Source organism: Magnetospirillum aberrantis SpK (genome assembly GCF_011022235.1).
In the GTDB taxonomy this organism is placed as follows: Bacteria; Pseudomonadota; Alphaproteobacteria; order Rhodospirillales; family Magnetospirillaceae; genus Magnetospirillum; species Magnetospirillum aberrantis.
This window is the reverse complement of sequence record NZ_JAAIYP010000037.1, coordinates 114,269-126,798: the sequence shown is the minus strand read 5'-3', so window position 1 is coordinate 126,798 and position 12,530 is coordinate 114,269. Positions and strand designations below refer to the sequence as shown.

Here is a 12,530-nt window from a genome sequence, read left to right as displayed (position 1 = left end):
ATAAGATGGAAGCTTTCCCATCAAGGTTGCAGTATGCCCCCTGAAACAACTGCTGAAACGCAATCACGCCCGCCGACCAAATCAGGTCGACGGGCGCGATCGTCGGAACGACAACAAACGGAGAGAGCTAACCCTGCTTTTTGGCCATCGCCAGCGCACGCTCGCCCTTGAGCGCGTCGGCGATCAGGAAAGCCAGCTCCAGCGCCTGATTGGCGTTCAGGCGCGGGTCGCAATGGGTATGGTAACGGTCGCCCAGATGCGCCTCGGTCACCGGACGGGTGCCGCCGACGCATTCGGTGACGTCCTGGCCGGTCATCTCGAAATGCACGCCGCCGGCATGGCTGCCCTCGGCCTTATGCACGGCGAAGAAGGCGCGAACCTCGCTCAGGATGCTGTCGAACTCGCGGGTCTTGAAGGCCCCGGCCTTGACCGTGTTGGCATGCATGGGATCGCACGACCACACCACCTTGCGTCCCTCGCGTTCAACGGCACGCACCAGACCCGGCAGCTTCTCGCCGATCTTTTCCGCACCCATGCGGGTGATGATGGTGATGCGCCCGGCTTCGTTCTCGGGGTTCAGGATGTCGAGCAGGCCCAACAGGTCGTCGGCCGACATGGACGGGCCGGTCTTGAACCCGATGGGATTCTTGACCCCGCGCAGGAACTCGACATGGCCGGCGTCCAACTGGCGGGTGCGTTCGCCGATCCACAGCATGTGGGCGGAACAGTCGTACCAGTCGCCCGTGGTGGAATCGACGCGGGTCAACGCCTGCTCGTACGGCAGCAACAGCGCCTCGTGCGAGGTGAAGAAGTCGGTCTCGCGGATTTGCGGGGTGGCGTCGCTGGTCAGGCCACAGGCTTCCATGAAGGCCAGGGTCTCGGACAGACGCGCGCACAGATCCTCGTACAGCTTGCCCTGAAGCGAACCGGAGACACAGCCCAAGGTCCACTGGTGCACCTTGTGCAGGTCGGCATAGCCGCCCTGGGCGAAGGCGCGCAACAGGTTCAGCGTCGCCGCCGACTGATTGTAGGCGCGCAACATGCGCTCAGGGTCGGGGATGCGGGCCTCGGGGGTGAATTCCGAGCCGTTGATGATGTCGCCGCGATAGCTGGGCAGTTCGACGCCGTCGATCACCTCGATATCGGCGGAACGCGGCTTGGCGAACTGGCCGGCCATGCGGCCGACCTTGACCACCGGCATGGCCGCGCCATAGGTCAGCACCACCGCCATCTGCAACAGCACGCGGAAAGTGTCGCGGATATTGTTGGCGGAAAACTCGAGGAAGCTTTCGGCGCAGTCGCCACCCTGCAACAGGAACGCCCGCCCTTCGGCCACATCGGCCAGCGACGCCTTGAGGCGGCGGGCCTCGCCGGCGAACACCAGCGGCGGATACTTGCCAAGGGTCGCCTCGGCCTCGGCCAGCTTGGTCTGGTCGGGGTAGGTGGGAACCTGAACGATCGGTTTAGAGCGCCAGCTGTCCGGCGTCCAATCTGCGGCCATCGAGTCCTCGAAACATCTTATGGTGGGCACCCCACCGGCGTGGGCTGCGAAGCGTCCTCTATATAGTGTCGAGCCCAGGAATTCCAGCCCCCCGGCGCCCCGCCGCCACGTTCTCCGGTCGACGCCCCAGGCTTATCGTTCGATAATGCGCCACACCTCGGCCACCAAGGCTTGAAATCTCGATAGATGTTCATATATACGGATATCACATGCGACGTGTAGCCTCCGACGAAGAACAGATCGCGGTCATCACCGAGACCTTCCGCTTGCTGGGCGACCCCACCCGGCTGCGGATTCTGCTCGCCTGTTTGTTCGAGCCGAAATGCGTCAACGACGCGGCGGCCGAAGCGGGGGTCTCCCCCTCGCTCACCAGCCACCACCTGCGCCTGCTCAAAGGGGCCAGACTGGTGCGGGCCGAACGGGTGGGACGCCAGATTTTCTATTCGGCGGCGGATGCACACGTGAATGGCATGTTGGCGGAAATCGTGGCCCATGTCCGCCAGGCCGATATAGATGACGGGACGACGGACGACGACTGACCCCGCCGCCCCCGAAACGGGAGATCATGAAAAGACTTGAAGATATCGCCGCCGCCGCCCCCCGCGTTGGCGTTCTGCTTTCTCCTGACGCCGCCACCGTGCGTGGTCAGTTGGCATCCATCGGTTTCGCCCCCCAAGACGACATCGCCAGTGCCGATTGGATCGTCACCGACAGCGTGGACGGCCCCACCGGCGTCAAGGTGCCGGTGCTGCACATCGAGGGAAAGGTTTCCATCTACAACCTGAAACAGGCGATCATCGCCCTGTTCGGCGACCAAGGGAAATAACCTCTTGCCCGAATCCGGTGGTCCCGAGATGGCGTTGGTGACCTGTCGCGTCGACAGCGTCACCCGCGTCAACCATCCTCATCTGTTGGCGTTGGCCTCGGCCGAAATCGAGGTCAGCGGCATCGCCTTCCGTCTGGACGGCATCCAGGTGGTGACGGGCCACCGGCGCGGCTTCGCCACCTTGGTGGTCAAGCTGCCCACCTATCGCGGCGGCGATGGTCAATGGCGGCCGGCGGTGGCGCTTCCGCCAGAATTGGAACGCCCCTTGGGCGACGCCGTGCTGGCGGCCTATGGAGCCCTGCAATGATTTTCGGGCAATAATCCCTGGAAAGCCCTTGGCATCTCGGTCATTGTGCCGCCCCATCATGGACGTGCAAGACGACGATCTTTGGGTGTTCGGCTATGGCTCGCTGATGTGGCGGCCGGGCTTCGACTTCGCGGAATCGCGCCCTGCCCTGCTCAAGGGCTGGCACCGCTCCTTCTGCCTCTATTCCCTGCATTACCGCGGCACGCCGGCCCATCCCGGCCTGGTGCTGGGGTTGGATCGCGGCGGCTCGTGCCGGGGTCTGGCCTTCCGGGTGCCGAAATCCGACGCGGACATGACCGTCCAATACCTGAACGAACGGGAACTGGTGGGATACGCCTACATCGCGCGCACCCTTGCCGTCAGCTTGGACGATGGCCGCAAGGTTCCCGCCTACACCTTCGTCGCCGACCGCCAGCATCGGCAATATGCCGGCGACCTGGGCCTGGAACGTTCGGCGGCGATCATCATGGACGCCCAGGGCTGCACAGGCCTGAACCGCGACTATCTGATCAACACGGTCCGCCAGTTGGAAGCCGATGGTTTCGTGGACAAGGGGTTGCACGCCCTGCTCAAGGAAGTGGAACGCCAGACCGGATTGATCGAAGCCGGCGCCGGCATTTAGTTACGGCACCTCGTTCTCGCGCAGAACCACAATGCTGATGCGGCGGTTGCGTGGGGCCTTGGGGTTGTCCGCATCCAACGGCTCCTGGTCGCTGACACCAAGAACACGCCGGATTTTCCTTTCCGGCACACCCGAGGCGACAAGTCCTCGACGAGCGGCAAGAGCGCGGTCCGCCGACAATTCCCAATTGCCATAGCCGGAAGGGTCCTGAAATGGCGTGGCGTCGGTGTGCCCCGCGACGGTCACGTTGTTCGGCAGTTGGTTCACCACCCGCGCAATCACGTCAAGCAGCGCCCGCGTGTGACCATACATGGCGCTGGAGCCCAACGGGAACATCGCCAGCCCTTCCTGGTCGGTGAGTTGGATGCGCAGCCCCTCGGGCGTGTTGTCGACCAACATCGACCCTTGGAACTGCTTGAGTTCCGGGATACCGCGGACGGCGGTTTCCAGGACGTTCCTGGCTTTGTCGAACCTGGCCTGTTCCCGTTCCGCCAGCGCCGCCTTGAATTCCTTTTCCCCCATGCCCTCCGTCGGTTCTGTGGAAGGGGTCGTCAGATCCTCGCCGCCTGGACCGACCGAGGATGGCGGCAGGTGCTGCACCAGGCTGGGCGACGAGGTGTTCGACATCTGAGCCCCCTCTCCGATGGTCTGCCCCCCCAACATGCCCCCCGCGCCGGATTGGCTTTTCGAAGCCATGGTCGGCGCGAAATAGTTGGATATCCCCTGCAACTGTTCCTCGGTCACCGAACTCAGGAGCCACAGCAGCATGAAGAACGCCCACATGGCGGTCACGAAATCGGCGTAGGCCACCTTCCAGGCGCCGCCATGATGCTCGCCGCCGACGACCTTCTTGGGCCGTTTGATGATGACCGGTGCGTTTTCCACGATGCCCACCAAAATGATACGATACGGTATCGTTTTATATCAGATGGACAGCGCGCCGTGGCGCACTAAATTCTCGACGGCATCCGCCAGCGCCAATAGCATCCCCCGACCAGCACCAGAGAGGCCAAGGTGACGGCAACATCGACCAGGAAACCGGGCAGACCCTCGGCAGGGGAAAGCGAGGAACGTATCCGCCACGTTCTCGAAACCGCCCGCCGGGTGTTCCTCGAGCTAGGATACGGCGCCGCCAGCCTGGAAGGCATCGCGGCGGCAGCAGGGGTGGCGAAGACGACCATCTACCGGCATTTCGGCAGCAAGAAAGCCTTGTTCGAAAAATGCCTGAGCGAGACCACAGCGGCCTTGCGCCTGCGACTGGCCGCCGCTTCCGAACCCGCCTCGGCGGCGGAAAGCTTGCGCTACATGGCCCGCTGCCTGCTGGATGTCATCTACCAGCCGGAAAACATCAAACTCATGCGGCTGCTGTTCGCCGAATCATCGCGTTTCCCGGAACTTGGCCGCGCCTACGGCACCCATGCCAAGTCGGTCTTCATCACCAAGATGGTCGCCGTTCTCGACACCCGGCCGGCCGCATGGACCCTGGATATCCCGAATGCCGGGGCAGCCGCCGAGGATTTCCACCATCTGGTCATGTCCCCGCGCTATTTCGACGTGCTGATGGGGGTGGCGGCCATTCCCGACCCGCAGGAAAAAGACGCCATCGCAATACAGGCCGTCCGGCTGTTCCTGTCCGGTCACGGGGCACCCCGGATGGACTGAGGCTGTTTCTAGATCAGGAACAGGCTGTCCAGCGCCTTGAACAGGCCATCGCCGAAATCGGCCCCTTTGTGCACGACCGGAATTCTTTTGGGCAGAAGGCTCAGGCGTTCGTCGTCGGGATCAAGCGAGGTGATGACGGCGATAGGGATATTGCGGGTCGACGGCATCGCCGCCAGCCCGATGGCCAGGTCGATGCCCTCAAGGTGGGGCATCAGCGCGGAAATCACGATCAGGTCGGGTTTGGATTGCACCACCTGGGAGAACGCCTCGATGGTGTCGTCCAACACGCTGACCCGATAGCCGCATTGCTGAAGCTCACGCTCGACATAGCGGGTCTGGGCGCCGTGCGGCATGACCAACAGAACCTCGACGCAGCGTATCTGGATATCGCCCAGTTCGAAACCCAGACGGGGCGGCAACGAACGGACCAGACTGGCCGCTTCGGTGCTGTTCCCCGCCTCCCCCTCGGCCAGGGTCAGCATCAGATCGATGAAGCGTTGCAGGTCGTCCCACACGCGCGGCGGCAACACCGCCGGTGCGTGGGTCAAATAATCATCCAGCCGATGGCAGACCACGGCCAGGGCCCGCATGCCGAAATTCCCGGCCGGTCCACGCAGCCGCACGGCGGCACGGCGGAAAGCGTCGACCACCTCGTCTTCGGCGGCATGCCCATGACGGCCGGAATCAAGGATGACGTCCAGCCCTTGCAGCGTCTCGACCGCCTCGTCGACGAATTCCTGTCGCAACTGGTCGACGACGACCGTGGCCGACTTGCCCTCTTCGTGCATCGCACCCTGGCCCTTCCTGTGCCACCTTCCCCTGCCGGCTTCCACTGTAGCGGACCCGCCCCGCTGGCGACACCCCCTCGGTGGGACTAAGGGGCTTGCCGAATTGCGTACCCCCCCTTTTGACGGCAATGCACCGCAATATTCACAACCAAAAGGAATCCGTTTCTAAAGTCACCCGAGGAAAAGGCTGAACACGTTTGCCGAACAGGGTTGTTGCATCCTCGCAAAAAGAGAAAGAAACTGATGTAACTGGAACTTAAACGTGGAGCCGCTCTTGGGTTCGGATCACGCCGTCGAGCGAATCGTCAAACGGGAAATCCTGAGCTGCCCGCCCGACACCCCGGTGTTGGAAGCGGCACGCAAGATGGCGACACAACGTTGTTCCTCGATCATCGTCATCGACCAGGGGCAGCCGATTGGCATCTGGACCGAACGCGACGCCCTGGCCATCGACTTCGACGACCACGAAAGTTTCGTGCGGCCCATCGCCACGGTGATGAGCCACCCCATCAAGACCGTGCATTACAAGACCTCGATCGGCGACACCGGCCTGCGGTTCCAGATGGAGGGCGTGCGCCATTTCGTCGTGGTCGATGATTCCGGCCACCCCATCGGCATCGTCAGCCAGTCGGACGTCATCTTGCGCCACGGGGTGGAACACTTCCTGGTGCTGCGTAACGTGCGTTCGGGGCTGGCCAAGCCCATGGTGGCCATCGACGGCAATTCGTCGCTCAAACAGGCGGTGGCGCAATTGCGGGCGGCCCGCGCCGACGCGGCGGTGGTCCTGGCCGCCGATAATGGTGAGCCGGGCATCATCACCGAACGCGATCTTGTCCGCGTCATTGCCGCCGACGGCCCGTTGCCGGCCTGCGTCGATTCCATCGCCAGCCGGCCGCTGTTGTGCGTGTCCGAGGACGACAGCCTTCTGGCCGCGCGCAGCCTGCTCGAGGAGCGCCACATCCGCCATGTCGGCGTCAAGGACGCCAGCGGCAAGCTCAAGGGCCTGCTGTCCTTTTCCGACATCCTGTTCAGCCTGCAATACGAATACGTCCAGCGCCTGGACGAGGCGTTGCGCGAACGCGACGAGGCGTTGCTGCGCTCACGCAAGGACCTGCATCTGGCGCGCAAGGTCATCGAGGCGTCGCTGGACGGCATCATGATCTGCAACCCGCAAGGCCTGATCGAGTTCGTCAACCCCGCCTTCACCCAATTGACCGGCTACACCTTCGAGGACGTGTTCGGCAAGAACCCGAACATATTGAAGTCCGGCCGCCACGACGAAGCCTTCTACCACCGCATGTGGGGAACGCTGGAACGCGACGGCGTATGGCAGGGCGAAATCTGGAACAGGCGCAAGAACGGCGACATGTTCCCAGAATGGCTGACCATCAACGTCATCCGCGACGACCACGGGGTGATCAGCCAATACGCGGCGGTGTTCAGCGACATCACCGAACGCAAGAAGGCCGAGGAGCGTATCAAGAACCTGGCCTATTTCGACGTGCTGACCGGCCTGCCCAACCGCCGGCTGTTCACCGACCGGCTTCAGGTGGCCATTGCCAACGCCCACCGCCACGGCCAGCGTCTGGCCATCATGTTCCTTGACCTCGACCTGTTCAAACGCATCAACGACACGCTGGGCCACGGCGTCGGCGACACCGTTCTGGTGGAAACCTCGAAACGGCTGGGCCAGTGCGTGCGCGAAGGCGATACGGTGGCGCGGCTGGGCGGCGACGAATTCGTGGTGCTGTTGCCCGAACTGGAACAGATGGAAGACGCCGCCAAACTGGCAGAGCGGGTCATCAGCCACGTCAAGGCGCCGTTCGTCATCGACGAACACGAGCTCTACGTCACCACCTCGGTCGGCATCGCCGTCTATCCCGACGATGGCCAGACGGTCGAGCAATTGATCAAGAACGCCGACACCGCCATGTACCGGGCCAAGGACCTGGGACGCAACGCCTACCAGCTTTACACGCCGTCCATGAACGCCCGTTCGTTCGAACGACTGGCCATGGAAAGCTCGTTGCGCCACGCGCTGGCGCGGGGCGAATTCACCCTGGTCTACCAGGGCAAGGTGGATCTGGTGTCGGGGCGGCTGTCGGGGGTCGAGGCGCTGGTGCGCTGGCGCCATCCCGAAATGGGATTGGTCAGCCCGGCAGAATTCATCCCGTTGGCCGAGAACATGGGCTTGATCGGCGACATCGGCGCCTGGGTGCTCAAGGCGGCATGCCGTCAGTGCAAGAGCTGGCACGATTTGGGACTGCCGCCGGTGCGCATCGCCGTCAACGTCTCGGCCCTGCAATTCCGAGAGGGCGACGTGCCGGCCATCGTCGCCGAGGCGTTGCGGGAAAGCGGATTGCCGCCCAATTACCTGGAACTGGAATTGACCGAATCGGTCCTGATGCAGCGGGTGGACGAGGTCGCCCACGTCCTGCGGGAACTGCGTCAGATGGGGGTGCACATTTCCATTGACGATTTCGGCACCGGCTATTCCTCGCTGTCCTATCTCAAGCGCATGCCCATCGATGCGCTCAAGATCGACCGCTCGTTCGTCCACGATTTGCTGGAAGACGGCCACGTCGCCGATGGCGAAGGCGCCGAAATCGTCTCGACCATCATCAATCTGGCCCACAATCTGCGCCTGCGCGCCGTGGCCGAAGGCGTGGAAACGGAAGAACAGGCCGATTTCCTGCGGGCCAAGGGCTGTGACGAAATCCAAGGTTACCTGATCAGCCGTCCCGTATCGGGAGAAGACCTCGTCAGCCTGTTCGACCGCAACTTACTACCTCCAAGCTGATACTTTCATCCCACGGTATAGCCCCCCATGCTTGAGTCCTGGCAGGGAGATACACAGTAATTTCTTAATGCCGGCCTTAATATCTATGGCATGATTATGGATATTGTCCTTCGCTCCGTCGCATCGTCATCCCTGCCGGAGAGAGCGCCATGTCCGACGCCATCGCTATCAGCCGCCGCAAACGCTTCGTCGTCAAGATTCTGGCGGTCGCCACGATCCTGATCGCCGTCTCGTTCGGCACGCTCAGCGCCTGGATCTACAAGGTTTCCCGCGACGGCCTGATGGCGGAAATCGAAGGCGAGGTGGCCATTGCCGGTTCCTCCACCGCCGACGGCATCCAAAAATGGCTGGATGGCCGCTTGCTGGCGGTCTCCTTGCTGGCCGAGGACGTGAAGCGTGCCCCCGACGCGGCCGAAATCAAGGCACTGGTCACCCGCAAGACCCTGACCGACATTTTTTCCGAGGTGTATTTCGGTGTCCAGTCCGACGGCAGCTTCATCACCTCCAACACCCTGCCCTTGCCCGAAGGATACGACCCCCGCAAACGGCCGTGGTACGACACCGCGGTCAAGGCCCAAGGCGTCGCCTTCTCACCGCCCTACGTGGACGCCACCACCAAGAAGCTGGTGATCAGCGCCGCGCAAGCGGTGCGCGATGGAAACAGCGTGCAAGGCGTGATCGGCGCCGACTTGCCGCTCGACGCTCTGCAATCCTTCCTCGCCTCGCTTGATCTGGCGGGTAAGGGGTTCGTCTTCCTGGTCAAGGCGGATGGCACCGTCCTGGTCCATCCCGACAAGAACCTGCTGCTCAAACCACTGGGCGTCACCCCCGGCCCCGGGGTCGAAGACGACGGCGAGCGCGTCCTTCGCTTCTACCCCATCAAGGGATTGAGCGCGGCCAACTGGTTCGTCGGCGTCTCCATGGACCGGGACAAGGTCTTCGCCCCCCTGCGGACCCTGACCACCGTGTTGCTGGTGTCCATCGTGCTGACCCTGGCGGTGGTGGTGCCCTTGCTGGGCAGTCTGATCCTCCGTCTGGTGTCGCGCCCCATCACCGCCATGACCCAGGCCATGACCGCACTTAGCGCCGGCCGGCTGGAAACGGCGGTGCCGGGCCTCGACCGCGCCGACGAAATCGGCGCCATGGCCCAGGCGCTGGAGGTGTTCAAGCGCAACGCCCAAGAGATTAGCCGCCTTCAGATGGAGCAGGAACGCATGCGCCAAGAGGCCGAGGAGGCGCGCAAGGCCCTGTTGGAACGGCTGGCCCATGAATTCGAGGCGAACGTGTCCACGCTGATCGAAACCGCCTCGGCCTCGACACGGGGCATGGGCGACATCGCCACGACCATGCACGGCGGCATGGACACCGCCCGCACCAGCGCCGACGCCGTGGTCCGCGCCACCGACGAAACCACCGCTTCGGTCCAGACCGTGGCGGCGGCCACCGAGGAACTGTCGGCATCCATCGACGAGATCGCCCAGCGGGTCACCCAAAGTTCGGACATCGCCACCCAGACCGCGCGGGGAGCAGAAAAGGCTCGGGAAACCGTCGAGAACTTGGCCCGTCACGCGGAAAGCGTCGGCGCCATCGTCGGATTGATCAACGACATCGCCAGCCAGACCAATCTGCTGGCGCTGAACGCCACCATCGAGGCCGCCCGTGCCGGCGAGGCCGGCAAGGGCTTCGCCGTGGTGGCCGGCGAGGTCAAAAGCCTTGCCAACCAAACAGCCAGGGCGACCAGCGAGATCACCGCCAAGATCGAGGCGACGCAACAGGCGACCGTGCTGGCGGTCAACGAAATTCGCGCCATCGCCACCATCGCCATGCAATCGCAGGAATTGGCCGCCGGCATCGCCAGCGCCATCGAGGAACAAGGCGCCGCCACCCGGGAAATCTCGCAAAACGTCAATCTGGCGGCCAACGGTACGCAGGTGGTGGCGAACAACATCCACGCCGTCGGCAGCGTGGTGAGCGACGCCGCCAGCCGCAGTGAAAGCCTGCGCGACGCCACCTCACGGCTGACGGACGAATTCTGCCATCTGGCGACCCAGGTTCAGAACTTCGTGGCCAAGGTCAGATCGGCGTAGTCACCGCCCCTCGGGAAACGACACCCGTTCGACCACCGGCGGTAAATTGTCCTCGACCAGTTTGGCGAACAGCCGAAAATCGTCGGCGCGCGAGGTGGTGCGGCGCCAGACCAGGTCGATCGCCCGCGTCGGCGCCTGACTGAAGGGACGCACCGCGATCTGGGTGTCGGCCAAGGCTTCGGCTTCGACGTAAAGGCCCGGCAGCAAGGTACAGCCCAGCCCGGTCGCCACCATCTGACGCAAGGCGTCCAGCGATGTCGCCCGGAAATCAGGATGCTCGCGCGCGCCCGCCGCCTTGCACAGGCTTAGCCCCGGATCGCGCAGACCGTCACCCAATTCCAACAGGATCAGCTTTTCCCCCGCCAGATCGGCGGGGTCGAGAACCGCCTTGCCGGCCAGACGATGGCCCAGGGGCAACACCGCCCACAAGGGCTCGCGGAACAACGGCACCACCGTCAGGTGATCGTCGTCGTCCGGGGCGTTGTGCAACAGCACCACATCCAACTCGCCATGGGCAAGGTCAGCCAGCAATTGCGCCCGTGGTTCCTCGCGCAAATAGAGCTTGAGGTCGGGATAACTCGCACGCATGGCCGTCAGCATGTGCGGCAAGAGATAAGGCCCCAGCGTGCGCAAAACGCCAAGCCGCAGCGTCCCGGACAACGGCGCGTTGGCATGGCGGGCTATTTCCTCGAGGTCGGAAACGTCGCGCAGGATGGAGCGTGCCCGGTCCGCCACTTCACGCCCCAAGGGAGTGAGCAACACTCGGCGGCGGGTGCGTTCCACCAACAGCCCGCCCAATTGTTCCTCGAACTGCGCCACCTGGGCCGACAGGGCCGGCTGCGACAGGTTCAACCGCTCGGCCGCACGACGGAAATGCAGCAGATCGGCCACGGCGACAAGGCATTGGAGCTGGCGAAGAGTGATCATGACGCCATGTGATAACAAATTCCTATCAATTTCTCAAGAAAGTTCGATTGGAATGATCAGAGTTCTCCCCCTACCTTTAAGTCACGAACACGAACCAACCGGAGACGACCATGTCGATCCCCCGCACCGCTTCCGATCCCGCCAGTGCTTTTTACCGCACGGCGCGTGAGGTCCCCCTGCTGACCGGCGAGGAAGAGGCGGATTTGGTGCGTCGCTGGCGCCAGGACGGCGACGTCGCCGCCCGCGACCACCTGATCGAGGCCCATTTACGCCTGGTGATCAAGACCGCCTCGCAGTTCAAGGGCTATGGCCTGCCCACCGCCGATCTGGTGGCCGAGGGCAACCTGGGCTTGGTCCGCGCCCTTGAAGGCTTCGACGTCGAGCGCAACCTGCGTTTTTCCACCTACGCCCAGTGGTGGGTGCGCGCCGCCATGTTCGAATATGTCCTGCGCTTTTCCACCCCGGTCAATTTCGGCCTGTCGGCAGAACGTAAAAAGCTGTTCTTCAAGCTGCGTGGCCTCAGGTCCCGCCTGACCGGCCCCTCGGGCGGCGCGCTCAGTCAGGCGGAAACCCGTCAGGTGGCCAAGGAACTGGGTGTCCGCGACACCCGCGTCGCCGAAATGGAACGGTTGTTGACCCAGTCCCCACGCTCGCTCGACGCGCCAGTCGGCGAAAGCGGTACGCCTTATGGCGAGTTGCTGATGGACGACCGCCCCGACGCCGAGGAAATCCTGGGCGAACGACAGGAATTGATGTACCGGCGCGAATTGCTGAAATCGGCCTGGGGCGAGTTGACCGAGCGCGAGCGCGATATCGTCGCCGAACGCACGTTGCGCGAAAACCCGCTGAGGCTGGAAGACCTGGCGCAGCGCTACAACATCAGCCGCGAACGCGTGCGCCAGATCGAAACGGCCGCCTTGGCCAAGCTCAAGACCCTGGTGCGCGCCGCCGAGACCAAGCTGGCACCCAAGGGCCGGACCAAGCCGGCCATCGCCTAACAATGAACGGGG

General features: G+C 63.6%; 12 protein-coding genes. 8 read left to right on the top strand and 4 right to left on the bottom strand.

Features of this window, described 5'->3' with window-relative positions; translation table 11 throughout:
- Positions 1-127 precede the first annotated feature (127 nt).
- The gene (locus tag G4223_RS10435) at positions 128-1,501 is read right to left on the bottom strand and encodes a class II 3-deoxy-7-phosphoheptulonate synthase (protein ID WP_163678933.1); all 1,374 of its coding nucleotides are present in this window, start codon (positions 1,499-1,501) and stop codon (positions 128-130) included.
- A gap of 209 nt (positions 1,502-1,710) precedes the next feature.
- On the opposite strand from G4223_RS10435, the gene G4223_RS10430 reads away from it, so the two are divergent.
- From G4223_RS10430 to G4223_RS10415, 4 genes are read left to right on the top strand one after another with little or no spacing between them, the layout of a single operon-like run.
- Positions 1,711-2,040, top strand: a complete 330-nt coding sequence (locus G4223_RS10430; protein WP_163678931.1) for an ArsR/SmtB family transcription factor — start codon at positions 1,711-1,713, stop codon at positions 2,038-2,040.
- A 26-nt stretch (positions 2,041-2,066) separates the two neighbouring features.
- Positions 2,067-2,327 (top strand): hypothetical protein, encoded by a 261-nt coding sequence (locus tag G4223_RS10425; RefSeq protein WP_163678926.1) that lies wholly within the window; start codon positions 2,067-2,069, stop codon positions 2,325-2,327.
- Between the two features lie 4 nt (positions 2,328-2,331).
- Positions 2,332-2,634, top strand: a complete 303-nt coding sequence (locus tag G4223_RS10420; protein WP_163678924.1) for a hypothetical protein — start codon at positions 2,332-2,334, stop codon at positions 2,632-2,634.
- Between the two features lie 58 nt (positions 2,635-2,692).
- Complete coding sequence (locus G4223_RS10415) at positions 2,693-3,256, top strand: gamma-glutamylcyclotransferase (protein WP_163678921.1); 564 nt, start codon at positions 2,693-2,695, stop codon at positions 3,254-3,256.
- Here G4223_RS10415 and G4223_RS10410 read toward each other — a convergent pair whose 3' ends face one another.
- Entirely contained in the window at positions 3,257-4,141 is an 885-nt protein-coding gene (locus G4223_RS10410; RefSeq protein ID WP_338086864.1) for a flagellar motor protein MotB, read from the bottom strand.
- 129 nt (positions 4,142-4,270) lie between these two features.
- Between G4223_RS10410 and G4223_RS20380 the strand changes: the two genes are divergently transcribed.
- On the top strand, positions 4,271-4,918 hold the full coding sequence (locus G4223_RS20380; protein ID WP_163678918.1) for a TetR/AcrR family transcriptional regulator C-terminal domain-containing protein: 648 nt from the start codon (positions 4,271-4,273) through the stop codon (positions 4,916-4,918).
- 8 nt (positions 4,919-4,926) lie between these two features.
- Here G4223_RS20380 and G4223_RS10400 read toward each other — a convergent pair whose 3' ends face one another.
- On the bottom strand, positions 4,927-5,706 hold the full coding sequence (locus G4223_RS10400; RefSeq protein ID WP_163678915.1) for an Hpt domain-containing protein: 780 nt from the start codon (positions 5,704-5,706) through the stop codon (positions 4,927-4,929).
- A gap of 262 nt (positions 5,707-5,968) precedes the next feature.
- Here G4223_RS10400 and G4223_RS10395 point away from each other — a divergent pair, with 262 nt between their 5' ends.
- A complete protein-coding gene (locus G4223_RS10395) occupies positions 5,969-8,506 on the top strand; it encodes an EAL domain-containing protein (protein ID WP_338086863.1) in 2,538 nt (845 codons plus the stop codon).
- A gap of 149 nt (positions 8,507-8,655) precedes the next feature.
- Positions 8,656-10,593 carry a methyl-accepting chemotaxis protein gene (locus G4223_RS10390; protein WP_163678912.1) on the top strand — a complete coding sequence of 646 codons (1,938 nt, stop codon included), beginning with the start codon at positions 8,656-8,658 and terminating at the stop codon, positions 10,591-10,593.
- Here G4223_RS10390 and G4223_RS10385 read toward each other — a convergent pair whose 3' ends face one another.
- On the bottom strand, positions 10,594-11,520 hold the full coding sequence (locus tag G4223_RS10385; protein WP_163678910.1) for a hydrogen peroxide-inducible genes activator: 927 nt from the start codon (positions 11,518-11,520) through the stop codon (positions 10,594-10,596).
- A gap of 110 nt (positions 11,521-11,630) precedes the next feature.
- Between G4223_RS10385 and G4223_RS10380 the strand changes: the two genes are divergently transcribed.
- Entirely contained in the window at positions 11,631-12,518 is an 888-nt protein-coding gene (locus G4223_RS10380) for an RNA polymerase factor sigma-32 (RefSeq protein ID WP_163678907.1), read from the top strand.
- Positions 12,519-12,530 lie beyond the last annotated feature (12 nt).